We start from the raw sequence: 19,467 nt of genomic DNA on the forward strand, positions 1-19,467 counted from the left end.
ATAATGAAATCATTTAAAATCAAATGATTTCTGTCTCGTCTTTATTTTATTTAAAATATCTATAACTTTTAATAAATTTTATTGAGAAAATTTGGTATAATAATAGATATCGTTTGGAGGTAACTATGAAGATTTCAAACAGTAAAATTTATGAGCAAGTTGCAGATAATTTATTGGAGAGCATCAAAACAGGTGACTATCAAGTCGGCGATAAAATACCATCTATACAAAAACTAAGTCAACATTATGGTGTAAGCGTGGCATCGGTGAGAGAAGCACTGAATGCATTGAGAACAATAGGTGTATTAGAAATTAAACAAGGTTATGGTACGTTTGTAAAACAAGTAGAACCAACGTTTTTTGAATTAGGAGATAAATTTACGTCGTTAGTTCAAATAAAAGAATTATTAGAATTAAGAGAAATTGTTGAAGGTGCAACAGTTAAAATGGCTGCTTGTCACCATACTGAAGAGGACTTGGTTGAATTAAAAACTGCTTTAAATGAAATGGGTGAAGCTATAACTGACGGAACATCAGGTGAAAGAGCTGATTTAGAGTTTCATTTGGCGATTGCAAAAGCAGCCAATAATTCTTTGTTAGTAGAGTTATTAAATAATATTTCAGAACTAATGCAAGATTCTATGAAAGAAACAAGGAAAATATTTATTTATAGTAAACAAAAGACTATGAATAAATTACTAGAAGAACATGTGGTTATTTATAATGCAATTGCTGACCGAGACGATGAACAAGCAGTGAAAGCAATGCAGTCACACTTATTCGAAGTTAAAGAAACGATATTAGCTAACTTTAAAGAAAAGTAGGCTGGGATCATCTAACGTTTGTAGTTGTCGAGCATTTTAACGCTTTCCATCAATTTGAATTTTACTGCACTAGTTGTTTAAATTTGAGAAACATAAAAAAGCCCAAACTAAAAAAGTTTGGGCTTTTATTGCAAATTTTTATTTTGAAAAAGGAATCAACTTTTCCAAATAATCATAATTCATTACCTTATATGTAAAAGAATCAGAGTCAATGATTAACTCTAACCATATTATAATGTCAAATATGATTAGATGGCAAGTATTTATTCGAAAAAATTTATAACAATTATATAATTTTATTGTTAAATTTATGAGAATGTAATTGAACAGCATTAATTAAACTACCACTCCATTTAAAGAATTGATATAATAATTAATGATTTGAATATAACAAAACGTTGGAGTGACAGTTTATAATGCGTCAACATATATGATACAATTTCAATAGTTCTTTGAATCAAGATTAAATTCTAATAGTAAATGATACGGTATATATTTATTTCAAAAATAAATTTTAAATTAAAATTTATGATAAGAAAGTTTGGAGGTGTGATGGATGCCGTTATTTTTAAAGCCAGTATTACATGAAAAAATATGGGGCGGCACTAAGTTAAAAGAACTAGGTTACGATTTGCCTACTAATAATATTGGAGAAGCTTGGGGAATTTCAGCACACCCAAATGGTAGATGTGAAGTAATGAATGGACCTTATAAAGGACAGACACTAGACAAAGTTTGGCATGACCATAGAGAATTATTTGGTGATTTTCCAAGCCAAGAATTTCCACTGATGACGAAAATTATAGATGCCAAAGAAGCTTTATCAATACACGTTCATCCAGACGATGCATATGCTTATGAACATGAAAACGGTCAATACGGTAAATCAGAATGTTGGTATATTATAGATGCTGAAGAAGGAGCGGAAATAATATATGGTACGAATGCGGATTCTAAAAAAAACGCTATGGCACAAATAGATGACGAAAATTATGACCAGTTATTTAATAGAGTAAAAGTGCAACCAGGTGAATTTTATTTTATACCTGCAGGGACGATTCATTCAATTGGCGCTGGCGTACTTGTGTATGAAACGATGCAATCTTCAGATGTTACATACCGTGTCTACGATTTTGATAGAGAAAAAGAAACAAATGACAGGCGAAGTTTAAATCAAGAGAAAGCTAAAGCGGTGGTAGAGGTTACTCAAGAAAATATTAATATAGCAACTGATACAGAAATTATTGAAAATCATAAGCGTATCCAACTGGTATCGAATGATTTTTTTACAATGGTTAAGTGGGAAATTTCAGGCACATTAAATTATATGAAACCTAGAGAATTTGTATTAGTATCAATCCTAAAAGGAGCAGGGCAAGTAATCATTGATGGCGATGTTTATAATGTAACACAAGGTCAGAATTTCATTTTAACTTCAGATGATTTAGATACTATTTTTGAAGGCGATTATGAACTAATTATTAGTTATTTATAGATAATAAAACGGAGTGTTTCAAAATGTATAAATATTTATATGTATCATTAATATGCGGTATGTTAGCTGGTGCAGGTATATTTTTAAAATTACCTATTTTTCCTTCATTATTTTTACCAGTTATGATTGGTATCATCGGTATCATTGCTGCATTAATAACGATACCTAACAAAGAGATAAATGGATTATTAAAATTCGGTGGTGTTTTAATCAATTTCATGCCGATTATGGGTGCGTTAACGCTCGCACAATAATTAATAAATTTAGTATCTTTACTTTTAGTAAAAGGTACTTTTTTTATGGGCAAGCTTTGATAAACGAATTAAGTATATATTAAAAATACAAGAATATAGATGTGTGTTTGAGGATTAAATCTACTAAAACTACTTTAAAATAGTAAGGATTTTTCTTTAGTGTTAAAATATTTGTGGTAAAATAGAACTTAAATTGGAGGTGGCCTAAATGCCGAAAACTAGAGGTATAATCATGACTTTTGTAATTGCACTCGTTGCAACAATTATGGGAAGTAAGTTTCCTGTAGTGGGAAGTGCAATATTTGCTATTGTCATCGGGATCCTTTTAAATAATATTTTTGAAATACCTAAAAAGTATCAGGCTGGAATCCAATTTAGCAGTAAAAAAATATTGCATTATAGCATTATTGTGCTTGGGTTTACATTAAGCTTTAAATCGATAGGCGCTATTGGTTGGAAATCATTACCAATTATTATTATTACTTTATTAGCTGCATTTATTGTAGTGTATCTTTTAATGAAAGTATTTAAAATAAATGAAAATTTAAGTATTCTCATTGGCGTAGGCACATCTATTTGTGGTGGTTCTGCTATTGCAGCAACAAGCCCAGTCATTAAAGCTAAAGAAAATGAAGTAGCATTTGCTATTTAAACAATATTCTTATTTAATTTAATAGCAGTTTTTGTATTTCCACCACTCGGTCATTTATTAAATATGGGAGAAACTGCATTTGGCTATTTTGGTGGCACAGCCATAAATGATACATCCAGTGTGATAGCTGCAACATCAAACTATGGAAGCACGGCATTGGAAACGGGTGCAATCGTAAAATTAACACGTACGTTAATGATCGTACCAGTAGTATTATTTTTTACATATAGAACAATCCGTAAAGAAAAATCAAAACAAACTGATACATCAATTACGAAGATATTTCCATGGTTCATTGTTTGGTTTATTGCTGCTTCTATAATTAGTACAATTTTTAATTTTTCGCCTACTGTTATTAATATATTCCAGCAATTATCATTATTCTTAATTACGATGGCAATGGCAGGCATAGGTTTGAGTGTTAATTTTAGACAATTTAGAAAAGCCGGCGCAAAACCAATTTTATTAGGTTTAGTGACATGGATAGTTGTAATTGTAACAAGTTTAATATCAATGAAATTGGTTCATTTATTATAATAATTGTTTGAGAGCATTTTTTTGAATATAATGAGAAAATAGAATTTTTATATGAGATAAGGAGTATCTAAATGGCAGAGGAAACAAGTTATTTTTGGTTAAATTGCGGGTATAATCGCTGGAATCATAACGAACCCTTAGTTGGTCAAACGACATTATTTGAATCAGGTGCACAATTTAATCCGTCACAGGGTTTCCGGTCTTTTAAACAAGCTAAAGTTGGAGATAAAGTTATATTTTACCAAGTACAAATGGATACAGGCTTACTTGGATTTGGGGAGATCACTAGTGTACAGTCAGGCGCTCAAAATAAAATACGCGTTCATTTCGAATTATTGGAACAGTTGAAGCCTTTAACTACTGATTATTTAAAAAGAAGTGAACAGTTAGAGTTTCGAATAAGCAATATGAAAGAAAAATTATTTAACCAAATCACGCAAAATGAATTTGAATTAATTGTGAGTTTAGGAAAAGGTGAAACTAAAATTCCTAGGTACTTCTTTATGTCAGAAGAACATGAGTTTGAGCCTAATTCATACAATACGATTTACACACACACATATAACGGAATCAAACGAAACGGTTATCATTTTTATACCCAACTAGAAATTGGTGACCTATTAGTCTTTTATAATAAACATAGAGATCAATCAGTGATTGGTATTGGAGAAGTGAGTCAACACATTCATGAAAAATCGCCAATCCCTGGGCGTACAAATAGTACTGCTATTGAAGTTTATTTTGAAAAAGAAATCGAGCCTGTAACATTAAGTACATTAAATAAACATCCTAAATTAAAGAATTTATATTATTTACAAGAAAATGCCAAACAAGCGATTGCTAGTATGTCTCGTGCTCAGTTTGAAGCTATACTTGAAATGAGCGAAAATGATGGGATGAAATCACAGTTTGAAGCAGTTAAAAGTGACTACATTATTGATAAATCTGAAGATGATATCAAGCCATTCATACTTTTAGTTGTTGATAAAGGTGAAGGATTAAAAGCTGCAGAAAACTTATTACAAAAGACAAATGCCAACCCAGTGATTACAGCTGGACACCCTGATTTTACAGAAGACATGCTTTATGGCAAATACTTACCAAACGAAGCGGGAGCATTATATTATAGAGAAGGTTTTATTACAAGTCTCATGCCTAGGAATGATAAAAGTTACTTAGTCATAGATAATTTTAACCGTATCGACCCTGATATCTTTCAAACGTTTATTAACGTATTAGAAGGTTATGAGATGACCTTACCAAGATACAATCGAGATGGAAGTATGATTAAATGGTCTAGAAAAAGAGACTCATTTTATCATTTTAATCCTAATTGGCATATTGTTGGCATCACATACGACAGTTTAAACGAAATAAAACAAAAGTACACAGAACAGTTTTTAAAATATACAAGAATCGTTAAAGTAAACCAAGATTCATAACGCGCCCAGATTGTTAATAAAAAATGTTGAAAATATAACATATGCTGAGATTAGCTATGACGAAATCTATGATGATAGATTTTCTCGTAGCTAATTTTTAGTTATAGAGAGAAGTAAGTCAAGCGGTCTCTCGGATACTTTCTACTTATTAAGTTAACAAACGCGTTTTAAAAAATGGGTGTCCTAGACCTTTTCATTTAGCTTCATTAGCCGCTGACAATATATAAGAGATATGGGTATAATATATTTAATGATTTATTTTTATCAATTTAGGATATAATAGAAATGTAAATGCATAAAGTTGAATCTTGAATTAAGATAGACAGTAATAAAGGAGAGATATATATGCCAATAATTTATTATGATGGCAACTGTGTGTATTGTTACAATTATGCAATTTGGCTTATCCAAAAAGGTTTGTCTAGACGTTACCAATTCGCCAAACTACAAGGTGATACAGCACAAGGTATGTTTTATAATTATCCAGAAACTAAAGAACACGATAGTGTTATTTTGCAAGAAGGAGATCATTTCAAATATAAATCAGATGCAATTGCTTCATTGATTTCATCTTTGACAAGTTATAAATGGTTGGGTGTTCTATTATATTTAACACCTAAATTTTTAAGAGATTTTGGTTATCAACTTTTTGCAGATAATAGAAATAGAATGTGGAAAACACATTGGCATAAGCCTAATGATTATGAAAAATCATTTTTTATTGACTGAATAGATGGAGGAAAAGAACATGGGGAACATAATTGTGATTGGTAGCGCATCAATTGATTTAGTAGTAGAAACGGATATTTTACCTAATACAGGAGAAACAGTAATGGGTAAATCATTTTTTACAACACCAGGTGGGAAAGGCGCTAACCAAGCAGTCGCTGCTGCACGTTTAAGCAATAATGTGTATATGATTGGAGCAGTAGGTGATGATGACAACGGCACACAAATCCTTTCGAATCTTGAAAAAAATAATGTGAATATTGATCATATGGATAAAATTGAAAGTGAAGCATCTGGAACTGCGCATATCACATTATTTGATGATGACAACCGTATTATTGTAGTGCCGGCAGCAAATGATTATGTAACGCCTGAAAAAGTAATACCAAAACTTAAATATTTTGAAGCTGGCGATATCATTTTGATGCAACATGAAATACCAAAAGAAACAATAAATGAAGTAGTAGACTTTGCAGTAAATCACGATATGCGGGTGATGTTAAACCCTGCGCCATATCGTCGTTTAGATCAAGAAGTAATTGAAAAAGTTAACTGGCTGACACCGAATGAATCAGAAAGTGAATTATTATTTAAAAACGAGGTTGACCGGGCATTAATGGCTTATCCTAGAAAACTTATTGTAACAAAAGGAGCTACAGGTGCTGTGTTTTATAGTGATTCTCAACAACTAGTTAAGGGTTACAAAAAAGAAGTTATTGATACTACAGGTGCTGGTGATACATTTAATGGTGCATTAGCTGTAGCACTAATTGAAAATAAGCCATTAGAAGAAGCGGTTAATTTCGCTAATTTAGCAGCTGCTTTTTCTGTTACAGGATTAGGTGCTCAAAGTGCGATGCCATACAGAAAAGAATTGGATTAAATATTGTGTGTATGGGTATAATAGTAGTGGATAATTAAGTGATAGATTAAATTATAATAATTATAAAGAAGGTTCTAAAATAGCTTTACAGATTATAACTATTATAATATAATAATTATTATAATAAAGAAATTGAGTATCGCTTAATTATAGCCATAACTTAAAAGGAGAGATTTTTAATATGTCAAAAAATAATGAAGAAGTTGTAAAAGTATTAAACCAACAAGTAGCAAACTGGACTGTTGCATTTACCAAATTACACAATTTTCATTGGTACGTAAAAGGACCAAATTTCTTCTCATTACACACAAAATTTGAAGAATTGTATGATGAAGCAAGTCAATATATAGATGATTTAGCTGAACGTATTTTAGCGGTTAATGGTAACCCAGTAGCGACTTTAAAAGAAAGTTTAGAATTATCAATTATCGAAGAAGCTGGAAAAGACTACACAGCTGAACAAATGGTTGAAGAATTATCTAATGACTTTGACAATATTTCAAAACAATTAGTAAATGCAATTGAAGTTGCTTCTGATGCTGAAGATGATGTAACAGAAGATATGTTCATCGGTATGCAAACAGATATTGATAAACATAACTGGATGTTAAAATCTTATTTAGGAAAATAAACAATTACAGTGAAATGATTGATAAAAAGGTGAGGCCGAAACATTATATAATGTTTCGGCCTCACCTTTGGTATGAACGATAGATGATTACAATAATAGGGAGATGTATCAAATTTTGATTTTGGAGTTATAATTTTTAGGAAAAGTGATGGTAAGAGACGAAGACTTCCGTCTCATTTTTTAAAATATTTGATACGACTTCAGTGTTGTTCCTAATTTTTAAAGCAAAAAGCCAAAGTCAAGTTTCTTTGACTTTGGCTTTTTGGTTCCTCAATTTTGAAATAGCTCATTTTAAGATTTAAATCGCAGTCTGTGCTTATTTACATCTTAATTGTGGCGTATTTGTCATGGATTGATTACTTGTTATTACAATAACCAAACTTAAGTCATCCATATAGGATATCAATGATTTACTCAGCGATTTCTAACGCAATTTCCATCATTTGTGTAAATGAGTTTTGGCGCTCTTCAGCTGTTGTTGCTTCATCACGTAAAATATGGTCACTTACAGTAAAGATACCTAAAGCTTTTTTATTAGCGTAAGTAGCATTTAAGTAAAGTGCAGCAGATTCCATTTCGATGCCTAAGATACCCATGCGTTGCCATTTTTCATTAAATGTTGAGTCTGCATTGTAAAATGTATCTGAGGAAAGGATATTACCAACATGCGTATTAGCGCCAATTTCATCTGCTTTTTGTTTCGCTTTTAAAATTAAGTCGAAATCAGCCAAAGGTGCAAAGTGGCCAGGAATATTATATTGTTCAACATAGCTAGAGTTTGTAGATGCCCCTTGAGCAATGATAACGTCATATAAGTTTACATTTTCTTGTAATGCGCCACATGATCCAATACGGATAATCGTTTCAACATCGAAGAAATTATAGAGTTCATACGAATAAATACCAATACTTGGGACGCCCATGCCAGATCCCATCACAGAAACTGTTTTACCTTTGTAAGTGCCTGTGTAGCCAAACATATTTCTAACTTCATTAAATTGTTCAACGTTTTCTAAGTAATTATCTGCGATATATTTTGCGCGTAATGGATCTCCGGGCATTAAAACAGTTTTAGCAATTTTTGCTCCGTTAGGTTGAATGTGTGGTGTAGATTTTGTCATAGTCTTCTTCTCCTTTAAATTCTTTTATCAAAATAAAGATAACATTTGTTTATTATTTTTGCGAATTTTTGTAATATAGAGATAAAGCCCATGTTGTGATTTTATTAAATTTATTTGAATATATTATAATTTTAAAGAATAAAAGTAATTTCATACATATAATATTTTAGGAGGAATTAGAATGAATTATGCAAAATATATAGATCATACACTACTAAAGCCGGAGTCTACAAGAACTCAAATTGATAAAATACTTGATGAAGCGAGCGAATATCACTTTAAATCAGTATGTATTAACCCGACTCATGTAAAATATGCTGCTGATAAATTGAAGGGCACTGACGTTTTAGTATGTACAGTAATTGGCTTCCCGTTAGGCGCATCAACAACAGCTGTAAAAGTATTTGAAGTTGAAGATGCTATTAAAAACGGTGCATCAGAAATAGATATGGTTATCAATATCGGCGCTTTAAAAGATGGGCGTTATGAAGTAGTTCAAAAAGATATTGAAGGTGTAGTGGCAGCAGCAAATGGCAAAACGGTAAAAGTGATCATTGAGACATGTCTTCTAACTGATGAAGAGAAAGTAAAAGCTTGTGAGTTAAGTCAAGCTGCAGGCGCAGATTTCGTCAAAACTTCAACTGGATTTGCTGGCGGCGGCGCAACACCTGAAGATGTGAAATTAATGAAAGATACTGTAGGTAATGCATTAGAAGTTAAAGCATCTGGCGGGGTAAGAAACTTAGAAGATTTTAATAAAATGATTGAAGCTGGAGCAACGCGTATTGGTGCAAGTGCAGGGATTCAAATTATTCAAGGTTTAGAAAGTGATACTGATTATTAAAGTTATCTAAACTATAAAATAGACACAGTATAATTTGTGCTTTTTTGGGGGAGGCCAACTCATATGAGAATGGTAGATATTATTGAAAAAAAACGTGATGGTCAAGCATTAGATAAAGACGAAATTGAATTTTTTATTAATGGTTATACCAACGGTGAGATTCCAGACTATCAAGCGTCGAGTTTAGCAATGGCAATTTATTTCCAAGATATGAATGATGATGAGAGAGCGGCACTTACAATGGCAATGGTCAACTCAGGTGACGTTATTGATTTATCAGCGATTAATGGTATGAAAGTAGATAAACATTCAACAGGTGGCGTAGGCGACACAACAACACTCGTATTAGCACCATTAGTTGCTTCTGTTGGTGTGCCAGTAGCTAAGATGAGTGGTAGAGGCTTAGGCCACACCGGGGGCACAATTGATAAATTAGAATCTGTAAAAGGATTTCACGTTGAAATTAGTGAAGATAAATTTGTGAAATTAGTAAATGAATCTAAAGTAGCTGTTATTGGACAAACTGGTAATTTAACGCCAGCTGATAAGAAACTTTATGGATTACGTGATGTTACTGGAACTGTTAATTCAATTCCACTAATTGCTTCTTCAATTATGAGTAAAAAAATAGCTGCTGGAGCAGACGCCATCGTATTAGATGTTAAGACAGGCAATGGCGCTTTTATGAAAACATTAGAAGATGCTGAGGCATTAGCCCGAGCAATGGTGAATATTGGCAATAATGTTGGTAGAAACACGATGGCCATTATCTCAGATATGGGACAACCATTAGGTAACGCCATTGGAAATGCTTTAGAAGTCAAAGAAGCCATTGAAACTTTACAAAGTAAAGGGCCAAAAGACCTTACAGAATTAGTGATGACATTAGGTTCACAAATGGTCGTTGTAGGTGGTAAAGCTAAGGATTTAGATGAAGCTCGCCTACTATTAGAAAAGGCAATCAATGACGGTTCAGCTTTAGAGGCTTTCCGTACATTTTTAGAAAATCAAGATGGAGATGGTTCAGTAGTCGACGATGTTAATCGATTACCACAAGCACGTTTCCAAATTGATTTACCATCGCAAAAATCAGGTACTGTAACTGAAATTATTGCAAATGAAATTGGCGTTGCATCGATGATGTTAGGCGCCGGTAGACAAACAAAAGAAGATGATATCGATTTAAGTGTTGGTATCGTCTTGAATAAAAAAGTAGGAGATTTTGTTAGTGAAGGTGAATCTTTATTAACGATTCACAGTAACTGTGAACAAATTGATGAAGTTAAAGCAAAATTAAATCAAAGTATTACGATAAGTTCACATGGAGAAATTCCTACGTTGATTCATAAAATAATTACTGAATAGGAGATGGAACGATGACTATACCATTTAAAAGGGTGCATTTAATTGTCATGGATTCAGTGGGTATAGGAGAAGGCCCAGATGCTAAAGCATTTGACGATGAAGGCAGCCACACGTTGAAACATACGCTCGAAGGTTTTGGCCAAACGCTACCTAATTTACAGCGATTAGGGTTAGGTAATATTGCACCCTTACCTGTTATTGAACAGGTAGCTAAACCTGGTGCGTTTTATACTAAGATGAGTGAAGCTTCCGTTGGTAAGGACACTATGACCGGTCATTGGGAAATTATGGGATTAAATATTATGCAACCCTTTAAAGTTTATCCTAATGGTTTTCCAAATGAACTAATCAACGAAATTGAAACAATGACAGGTCGTAAAGTAGTAGCTAATAGACCTGCTTCAGGTACACAAATTATTGATGAGTGGGGAGAGCACCAAATGAAGACGGGTGATTTAATTGTTTATACATCAGCAGACCCAGTGCTTCAAATTGCTGCTCACGAAGATATTATCCCACTAGAAGAATTATATGATATTTGTGAGAAAATTAGAGAATTGACAAAAGACCCTAAATATCTAATTGGTCGAATTATTGCTCGTCCATATGTTGGCGAGCCGGGTGATTTCACAAGAACATCTAATCGACATGATTATGCTTTAAAGCCATTCGGTAAAACGGTAATGAATGAATTAAAAGACAAGGATTATGATGTGATTGCTTTAGGAAAAATTAATGATATTTACGATGGAGAAGGCGTAACTGAAGCCATTCGTACTAAAGATAATATGGATGGTATGGATAAATTGGTTGAAACGGTACAACGAGATTTTACAGGCTTAAGTTTCTTGAATTTAGTAGATTTTGATGCGTTATATGGTCACCGTCGTGATAAAGATGGGTACGCGCAAGCTATTAAAGATTTTGATGATCGTTTGCCAGAACTTATCGATCATCTGCAAGAAGATGATTTAGTTATCATTACTGCAGATCATGGTAATGACCCAACAGCTACAGGAACAGACCATACAAGAGAATATATTCCAGTACTTATGTTTAGCCCTAAAATAACGAAATATCATGAACTATCTATGGATGATACATTCAGTTCAATTGGCGCGACAATTGCAGATAATTTTGGCGTTAAACTGCCAGAATTCGGAAGAAGTTATTTAAAAGAAATGGGTGTTGATAAATGAAACGTTTAATGAGAACCATTTTAGGTATAATATTTAGTACTGCTGGCGTATTACATTTTTGTCATGAGTCTAATTTCAGAAAGATCGTACCTGAATATTTACCATTTAGAAAATCTGCAGTCTTAATAACAGGTGTTTTTGAAATTGTTTTTGGCATAGTATTAATAGTTAAACAACCTACACGTGGCTTTAAGAAACTTATTAATAGCTTTTTATTAGCAGTACTGCCTGCTAACATTTATATGGCTAGAAAAAATATAGCGCTAGATGATAAACAATTACCTACATGGTTATTATATAGTCGCGTCCCGCTACAATTTGTATTAATAAAAATGATTAATAAATTATAAAAAAGATAGAAATAATTACGTAGAATAACCATTTTGCTTTAGTTATCTATTACAAATAAAAAAGAAAGGCTAAGATATCATACCTTAGCCTTTCTTTTTTATTATTGTTAATTTCCATTTAACGTGATTATCGTTTATTGGCCTTTACCGTATATATCGTTCCACTGATTTTTTTTATCTAAAAAGACTTGTGCAATTGTTTTAGCGCCTTCTAATGAATGACTAGCAGCCCACCCACATTGGACTTCATTACATGCTGGTACTTCTGTAGCCGTTAACACATCTTGAATTGTATTTTCAATGATATTTAACACATCATCATAATCATTATGGTTGATGAATGATACATAAAAACCAGTTTGACAACCCATTGGACTGATATCAACTACTTTATCTGAATGGTTTCTAATATTTTCAGCCATTAAATGCTCAAGTGAATGTAAACCAGGCATATCCATATGCTCTTTATTAGGTTGTTTAAAACGGATGTCATATTTATGAATAACATCTCCATTAGCACCTTCCATTTTACCTGCAAGTCTAACAAATGGTGCCACTACAATTGTATGATCTAAATTAAAACTTTCAACGTTCATTTTTGGCATATGATATCCTCCTAAAATTAATTATTAATGTAATTGTAACAAGAGCGGGTGGTATTTACAATTTCTATAAATTATAAAGATAAAGATAATACTATTATTTTTGAAATTCAAAAAAATAATGACAGAATTAAATAAACCCGATAAAATGAGTAATAATTAAAATATATTTTGCACATCTGTTATTGATGATGTATCGTTCAAAAACATAATTAATAGATAATACAATGAACTTGAATACAGGGGGATATTGAAAATGAGACATGAACAAACAGTGTTAGATTATATAGAAAATGAAAAATTAACATATGTAGAAATGAGCCATCAAATTCATCAAAGACCTGAATTAGGAAATGAAGAAATATTTGCTTCAAGAACATTAATTGAAGATTTAACAAAACATGGCTTTGAAGTTGAAACGAATATTGCAGGTCATGCGACTGGTTTCATCGCTCGTTATGATTCAGGATTAACTGGCCCAACAATTGGGTTTTTAGCTGAATATGATGCTTTACCTGGTCTAGGTCACGCATGTGGTCATAATATTATTGGAACGGCGAGTGTTTTAGCAGGCGTTGGATTGAAACAGGTAATTAACAAACTTGGTGGAGAAATTATCATCCTTGGCTGTCCTGCTGAAGAAGGTGGTGTCAATGGTAGCGCTAAAGCCTCCTATGTAAAAGAAGGTATTATTGATGAATTAGATGTCGCGCTCATGGTACACCCCGGCAATGAAACTTATAGGACAATCAATACTTTGGCGGTAGATGTTTTAGATATTAAATTTTATGGTAGAAGTACACATGCTTCTGAAAATGCTGAAGAAGCTAGAAATGCTTTAGATGCCATGATATCTTACTTTAATGGTGTGGCTCAATTGAGGCAACATATTAAAAAAAGCCAAAAAGTTCATGGTGTTATTTTAGATGGCGGGAAAGCAGCAAATATTATTCCAGATTATACACATGCTCGTTTTTACACACGAGCAACATCTCGTAAAGAATTAGATGTATTAACAGAAAGGGTAGGCCAAATTGCAAAAGGCGCTGCGATTCAAACTGGATGTGAGTATGAATTTGGTCCTATTCAAAACGGCGTAAATGAATTTATAAAATCTTCAAAATTGGATGATTTATTTGTTAAGTACGCAACAAAAGTAGGAGAAGCAGTTATTGACGATGATTTTGGTTATGGTTCTACAGATACTGGAAATGTAAGTCATATTGTCCCAACCATTCACCCTCATATTAAAATTGGTTCTAGAAACTTAGTAGGCCACACGCACCGTTTCAGAGAAGCAGCAGGTAATAAACATGGTGACCAAGCTTTAATCAGAGGAGCAAAAATCCTTGCATTAATGGGATTAGAATTAATAGAAAATAAGTCAGTATTTAACGCGATTATTGAGGAGCACCATTATACAAAGGGGTACAAAAAATGAAAAAACTAAGCATGCAACACCCTAAATTAACACTTAGTGATATATATAACAATGACGTAGTATATACTGCTAGACCATCTTATGTTTCAAATCCATGGTTAAACCCAGAAGAACACCAATCCAATTTTTTAACAGGTAGAGAGCTTATTATCGCTGATCAAATACCTGTTATAGTGCATGAAGCGAATGTTACAGATAAATTGAAAATTTTATTTGATACAATCGGCAAAACGATGCCTACAAATATTTATACTTTTTATGACCAACAAAGTTACGAGCAAACGATAAATAAATTAGCTAAGCAAGACCGTAAACGCATTTATTTTCAATATATCCATAACGAATCGATTTTAGAGCAAAAATATTATGCTATAGATAAAGATGTCTTTGTAGCTTTAAATAATAAAGCACGCATACCAGAATGGACAAACCATAAATATTTACCCGCACGTGATGTTGTGAATATTTGCGATTTTGAAGATGCAGTATCACATTGGCGATTCCCTTTTGTCGTGAAGCCGGGCGATGATTTGCCGACAGCTGGCGGTTATGGGGTTATGATTTGTTATAATGAGTCAGATTTAACTAAAGCTAAATCTCGAATCGCAGAAGCACAGGAAGAAACACATACATTGATTATTGAACAAAAAATAGAAGAAATAGCCAACTATTGTGTGCAATTTGCATATGAAAAAGATGAAGGCATTCGTTATATTGGAACTTCAGAGCAATTAACAGATGAATACGGACATTATAACGGCAACGAAAATGTACATGATGTGCCTGAATCCATTATTCAAGCTGGAAGAGAAATTATGGAAATTGGCGTATCCAAAGGTTTTATTGGAATTGCAGGATTTGATTTATTGTTAGATAAAAATGGAGATATTTTTGCGATTGATTTAAATTTTAGACAAAATGGTTCTACCAGCATGTTGTTGTTAGAGCCAGTCATACAAGATGGATACCAAAAGTTTTATAGTTATATCGCACCAGATAATAATGAACATTTTTTTAATACAATTTTAAAGTATGTGAAAAATAATCATTTATTTCCATTAGCTTATTATGATGGAGACTGGTATGAAAACGGGCATGTGTCTTCAAGATGCGCTTGTATTTGGCATGGGAAGGACAAAAAAGAAGTAGCTTGTTTAGAGCAACAATTTTTAAATGAATTAAAAGTCTAATAAGTGAAAAATTACAAATGATGTTTGATTATTGTAGAAATCTGAGTATATTTATTGGATGCTTTAAAATTTCGAAGTGAATTGTGTGGCGTTAATTGACTCTAGCAATAGACTCATTTATATTCTAAATATGGTTAAATAATATAAATGAATTGAAGGTGTAATTATGTCTTATAAAGCAAGTTCATTTTTTCAAGATATACTAGTAAATGAATTTTTTTATGTAGCAACAAAATCAAAACAACTCATTAGACATGAAGTATTAGGAAAGGAAATTATCTGTGTTTGGACAAATAAAGAAACAGCTGAGACTTTCTTAACTAAACATGACACCGATTATGACCAAATTAAAAAAATTGATATTGATCGTTTTGTAACATATGAAATAGACGATGTGTTCGAAGAAGGTGAGGAAGTATTGATGGATCCTTCCTCACAAACTGATGGAGATTTAGTTAATATTGTTGAAGCAACGAATGAATTAATGTCAGATTTGGATGAAATTCGGTTAAAAGAATTTGTAATGGATGTTGCTAAAGAAGATGCTGTATTCGGTCTCTCTAATAAAGAGGCTAAGCAATTTATAATGATCAGTGATGATGAACACCAAAAACCGCACATCATGCCGGTGTGGAGTATCCGAAATAGGGCTGAAAAAGTAAGAAATGAAGATTTTGAAGAATGCGATATTATCGAAGTAGAAGGCGAAGTATTTGCAGAATGGTTAGATATTTTGAGAGATGATGACAAAGCAGTAGCTGTTGATTTGAAACCGGGCGTAGTAGGCACTGTAGTATCAGCGCAAAAAATGTTAGATCAATTACCGTTTTAGTCGAGAAATATATGAAGTGATGGATCTAGTTACTAGTTATAAATATGCAGCATATTTAAGACAGTAACTGTTCCTATTTTTTACCATGAAATAAGTATTGAATCCATTTCAGCGTACTTATTTCATGGTAATAATTGTTTTAAAGATGTATTGCGCCTAACGCACCAGAAAATGCCCCGTGTTCAATATAATAGGGTTTAAAACCACGTAATACAGTGTAATCTTCAACAACTTCTTTTAGTAAGTCATTATTATGGAATGAAGACCCAATGTAAGCTACATTTTCAGTTTGATATTCTCTTGCGACTGTAATAGACATCGTAGTAATGACTTCACCTACAACTCCAATCAATGATGCTAATTTATCAGCGTTAGAGAAGCTTTTATCTAAGTTATGTAATACATGGCCAAAATTTGCAGCAGTTAAATCACCTGAAATAGGTGGTTCACTATCTTTATAAATGTGTTTTACTTTTAAATCAATGAATTCACGATCGCCTTTTTGGGCTGTGTCTGTTAATTGTTTATAGTCTTTCAGTCCAGTCAGCAAGTAACCAAGGCCTTGTATCATTCCGCCACCTGCGCCTACACCGCCGACACGTTGTTGTTTTTTACCGTCTGAAAAATGAAGTGATGTGCCCGTCCCTACATTGGTAAATATATAATTGTCTAATTGGTGTCCTTGCTCCTCTAATAAAATTTCAAGTCCATTTGCAGCAGCATCAAACTCTACAAAAATCCGAGATGGGCACGTTAACCTATCTCTTATAGTACCAGCTTGTCCTCCTGTTAAACTAATACTTTCACACACTTGTCGGTCTAACCACTCGATGACTTCATTAATTTCAGTGGTTAATCTGGTAGAATATTCACGTTTTCCATCATAATCTTGGACAATTTTTATGAGCGTTCCACCGGCATCAATGCCTATTTTCATCTATTTATCCTCCTAAAATATTTACGTTATAACTTATATTATAATAAAATTTAGGAAAATCAAATATAGAGAATTGGAAAGGGATAATTTGAACGATGTCCAGCCTTTTTATTAGAATAGCAAGATAAACAAAGCATACTTTTTACAAAAACGTATTTGGTAGTACAAAGGAAAAAACTATATTCTAAACGGCTAGTAGATGGTAATAACCTCACAAATTAACGTCCCGGGCGTATAAATGTAAATGCGTCATGATACGCATAGTATCATGATTAACGTTCGACGGTTTGTCCCCTTAAAAAGAAATGTATAATTCATAAAGTAAGGTCAAGTATGGTGATATTCCTAAAGCATTCTAAAATGATGGGCATGATGAAGTGAAAAGTAACCTGGAGTAAATTGGAATGTGAACTGTTTTTTGAACTATTAGTAATTTGAAATATTCATATTTCGATTATTTTAAATCAAATGTGGTATTAATAACTAATTAACAAGTTAAAATAATAGGGGATAAGATATGTTTATTAAAGAATCGTTTGAAAATATTACGATACAAGTATTTGAAAATAAGTATAAAACTGCATTACATCATTTTAAATTAAGCGAGCGGCAACAAATATACTCCTCGTTACCTAAAGATGTACTCGACGATGCGCTCAGTGATAAAGATAGAATAGCTAATATTGCATTAAATGAAGATGGAGAAGTAGTAGGCTTCTTTGTGCTACATCAATATTATCAACACGAGGGTTATGACACACCCAAACAAGTCATATATGTGCGATCTTTATCTGTAAATGAACGTTTCCAAGGATGTGGGTATGGTACAAAAATGATGATGCATTTACCACAATACGTACAAAAGTTATTTCCGAGTTTTAATCATTTGTATTTAGTCGTAGATGCTGAAAATAAAGGCGCATGGAATGTATACGAACGGGCAGGCTTTATGCATACTGCTACAAAAGAAGAAGGACCTATTGGTAAGGAACGTTTATATTATTTAGATTTAGATTCGAAGCATGTATCTTCATTAAAATTAAAACCTAATGATAACGAATCACCTTTCGAAACGCATCATATGATTGATATGATTAAGGATGGCAGTAAAGTTGGTTTTATTGCAATCGAGCAACATCAGCAACGAATTAATATAAATTCTATTGAAGTGAATAAAGGTGAGAGACATAACGGTATTGCTGAAAGTGCATTAAGACAACTGCCAACCTATATTCGAAAAAAATTTGTAGGCGCGCAATTTGTTACGATAACGCTGTACGGGGAACGCAATGAATTAAAACCGTTATGTATAAACAGTAACTTTGTTGAAATTGAAAGCGGCGAAGATTTTGCTGTATTTGAAAAATATATAAATTATTAAATGCGTTTGCGAAATCAAGGATTGTCATTTATAATTTACTTTTGTTATTATTACTTAAGATGAACAGTACTGATTTGGATAAATGCATAAATGCCTCTGAAAGGAAGAATAAATAATGAGAATTCAAGATTACACAAAAGAAATGGTTGATGAGAAATCATTTATCGATATGGCCTATACGTTATTACTTGAAAAAGGCGATACAATGAATTTATATGATATCATAGATGAATTTAAAGCGCTTGGTCATTACGAAGATAATGAGATTGAAAATAGAATCGTACAATTCTATACTGATTTGAATACAGATGGTCGTTTCTTAAATGTTGGGGAAAATATTTGGGGACTACGTGACTGGTATTCAGTAGCAGACATTGAAGAAAAAATAGCGCCAACGATTCAAAAATTCGATATTTTAGAAGAAGAAGATGAAGAAGATAAAACATTGAAATTACTTGGCGAAGATGATGCAGACGAAGATGATGATATCCCGACAGCGACGGATGACCAAGAAACTTTAGAAGATCCAGAAGACCCAGATGAAGAAGAAGTTGACGAAGAAATTCCTGAGAATGAAATCGTGATCGACGAAGAAGAGGAAGAAGAGGAAGATTTAGAAGAAGAAGAGGAATATGAAGAAAATGAAGATGACGAAGAAGAGGAAGAAAAATAATTCATCATCTACTAATATTCATTTGACTTTTCCCGTGAAAATGATAAAATTTTATTCGGGCTCCTTAAATTAGGACGACGTGTAT

At 32.6% G+C, this 19,467-nt stretch carries 19 protein-coding genes and 1 pseudogene; 17 read left to right on the forward strand and 3 right to left on the reverse strand.

Annotation, left to right across the window (positions count from 1 at the left end; translation table 11 throughout):
* The first annotated feature begins 125 nt into the window (after positions 1-125).
* The 8 genes and pseudogenes from KA894_RS12155 (at position 126) to KA894_RS12190 (ending at position 7,447) form a co-directional block, all read left to right on the forward strand.
* On the forward strand, positions 126-824 hold the full coding sequence (locus KA894_RS12155) for a FadR/GntR family transcriptional regulator (RefSeq protein WP_096808747.1): 699 nt from the start codon (positions 126-128) through the stop codon (positions 822-824).
* A 556-nt stretch (positions 825-1,380) separates the two neighbouring features.
* Positions 1,381-2,319 carry a type I phosphomannose isomerase catalytic subunit gene (locus tag KA894_RS12160; RefSeq protein ID WP_103373706.1) on the forward strand — a complete coding sequence of 313 codons (939 nt, stop codon included), beginning with the start codon at positions 1,381-1,383 and terminating at the stop codon, positions 2,317-2,319.
* 23 nt (positions 2,320-2,342) lie between these two features.
* Positions 2,343-2,573 (forward strand): hypothetical protein, encoded by a 231-nt coding sequence (locus tag KA894_RS12165; protein ID WP_096808749.1) that lies wholly within the window; start codon positions 2,343-2,345, stop codon positions 2,571-2,573.
* Between the two features lie 208 nt (positions 2,574-2,781).
* Positions 2,782-3,762, forward strand: a pseudogene (locus tag KA894_RS12170) (YeiH family protein).
* Positions 3,763-3,833: 71 nt separating this feature from the next.
* Complete coding sequence (locus tag KA894_RS12175; RefSeq protein WP_096808751.1) at positions 3,834-5,204, forward strand: EVE domain-containing protein; 1,371 nt, start codon at positions 3,834-3,836, stop codon at positions 5,202-5,204.
* Between the two features lie 345 nt (positions 5,205-5,549).
* Positions 5,550-5,933: a thiol-disulfide oxidoreductase DCC family protein gene (locus KA894_RS12180; protein WP_096808752.1), complete on the forward strand. Its 384-nt coding sequence runs from the start codon at positions 5,550-5,552 to the stop codon at positions 5,931-5,933.
* A gap of 19 nt (positions 5,934-5,952) precedes the next feature.
* A complete protein-coding gene (gene rbsK / locus KA894_RS12185; protein ID WP_119487785.1) occupies positions 5,953-6,816 on the forward strand; it encodes a ribokinase in 864 nt (287 codons plus the stop codon).
* A gap of 181 nt (positions 6,817-6,997) precedes the next feature.
* The gene (locus KA894_RS12190; RefSeq protein ID WP_096808754.1) at positions 6,998-7,447 is read left to right on the forward strand and encodes a Dps family protein; all 450 of its coding nucleotides are present in this window, start codon (positions 6,998-7,000) and stop codon (positions 7,445-7,447) included.
* Positions 7,448-7,857: 410 nt separating this feature from the next.
* Here KA894_RS12190 and deoD read toward each other — a convergent pair whose 3' ends face one another.
* Positions 7,858-8,568, reverse strand: coding sequence for a purine-nucleoside phosphorylase (deoD, locus tag KA894_RS12195; protein ID WP_103373233.1), 711 nt, complete (start codon positions 8,566-8,568; stop codon positions 7,858-7,860).
* Positions 8,569-8,749: 181 nt separating this feature from the next.
* Here deoD and deoC point away from each other — a divergent pair, with 181 nt between their 5' ends.
* From deoC to KA894_RS12215, 4 genes are all read left to right on the forward strand, one after another.
* Positions 8,750-9,412: a deoxyribose-phosphate aldolase gene (gene deoC / locus KA894_RS12200; protein WP_096808756.1), complete on the forward strand. Its 663-nt coding sequence runs from the start codon at positions 8,750-8,752 to the stop codon at positions 9,410-9,412.
* Positions 9,413-9,475: 63 nt separating this feature from the next.
* Positions 9,476-10,777: a pyrimidine-nucleoside phosphorylase gene (locus KA894_RS12205; protein ID WP_119487784.1), complete on the forward strand. Its 1,302-nt coding sequence runs from the start codon at positions 9,476-9,478 to the stop codon at positions 10,775-10,777.
* Positions 10,778-10,788: 11 nt separating this feature from the next.
* Positions 10,789-11,976, forward strand: a complete 1,188-nt coding sequence (deoB, locus tag KA894_RS12210) for a phosphopentomutase (protein ID WP_096808758.1) — start codon at positions 10,789-10,791, stop codon at positions 11,974-11,976.
* On the forward strand, positions 11,973-12,326 hold the full coding sequence (locus tag KA894_RS12215) for a DoxX family protein (protein WP_119487783.1): 354 nt from the start codon (positions 11,973-11,975) through the stop codon (positions 12,324-12,326). The genes deoB and KA894_RS12215 overlap by 4 nt, the downstream gene beginning before the upstream one ends.
* Positions 12,327-12,460: 134 nt before the next feature.
* Here the strand turns inward: KA894_RS12215 and KA894_RS12220 are convergent, their stop codons facing one another.
* A complete protein-coding gene (locus tag KA894_RS12220) occupies positions 12,461-12,931 on the reverse strand; it encodes an S-ribosylhomocysteine lyase (protein ID WP_096808760.1) in 471 nt (156 codons plus the stop codon).
* A 253-nt stretch (positions 12,932-13,184) separates the two neighbouring features.
* Here KA894_RS12220 and KA894_RS12225 point away from each other — a divergent pair, with 253 nt between their 5' ends.
* From KA894_RS12225 to KA894_RS12235, 3 genes are all read left to right on the forward strand, one after another.
* Positions 13,185-14,369, forward strand: a complete 1,185-nt coding sequence (locus tag KA894_RS12225) for a M20 family metallopeptidase (RefSeq protein WP_107644386.1) — start codon at positions 13,185-13,187, stop codon at positions 14,367-14,369.
* The gene (gene ldmS, locus KA894_RS12230) at positions 14,366-15,559 is read left to right on the forward strand and encodes an L-aspartate--L-methionine ligase LdmS (protein ID WP_103373481.1); all 1,194 of its coding nucleotides are present in this window, start codon (positions 14,366-14,368) and stop codon (positions 15,557-15,559) included. Before KA894_RS12225 ends, ldmS begins: the two co-directional genes overlap by 4 nt.
* A 166-nt stretch (positions 15,560-15,725) precedes the next feature.
* Positions 15,726-16,391: a DUF2750 domain-containing protein gene (locus KA894_RS12235; protein ID WP_103373367.1), complete on the forward strand. Its 666-nt coding sequence runs from the start codon at positions 15,726-15,728 to the stop codon at positions 16,389-16,391.
* A gap of 139 nt (positions 16,392-16,530) precedes the next feature.
* Here the strand turns inward: KA894_RS12235 and coaW are convergent, their stop codons facing one another.
* On the reverse strand, positions 16,531-17,328 hold the full coding sequence (gene coaW / locus KA894_RS12240) for a type II pantothenate kinase (protein ID WP_096808763.1): 798 nt from the start codon (positions 17,326-17,328) through the stop codon (positions 16,531-16,533).
* A gap of 517 nt (positions 17,329-17,845) precedes the next feature.
* Between coaW and KA894_RS12245 the strand changes: the two genes are divergently transcribed.
* Complete coding sequence (locus KA894_RS12245) at positions 17,846-18,709, forward strand: GNAT family N-acetyltransferase (protein WP_115342025.1); 864 nt, start codon at positions 17,846-17,848, stop codon at positions 18,707-18,709.
* Between the two features lie 115 nt (positions 18,710-18,824).
* Positions 18,825-19,382, forward strand: a complete 558-nt coding sequence (gene rpoE / locus KA894_RS12250; protein ID WP_103373671.1) for a DNA-directed RNA polymerase subunit delta — start codon at positions 18,825-18,827, stop codon at positions 19,380-19,382.
* The last annotated feature ends 85 nt before the right edge of the window (positions 19,383-19,467 follow it).

The sequence above is a fragment of the Staphylococcus sp. GDY8P131P genome, from assembly GCF_017891975.1.
Taxonomy (GTDB): domain Bacteria; phylum Bacillota; class Bacilli; order Staphylococcales; family Staphylococcaceae; genus Staphylococcus; species Staphylococcus nepalensis.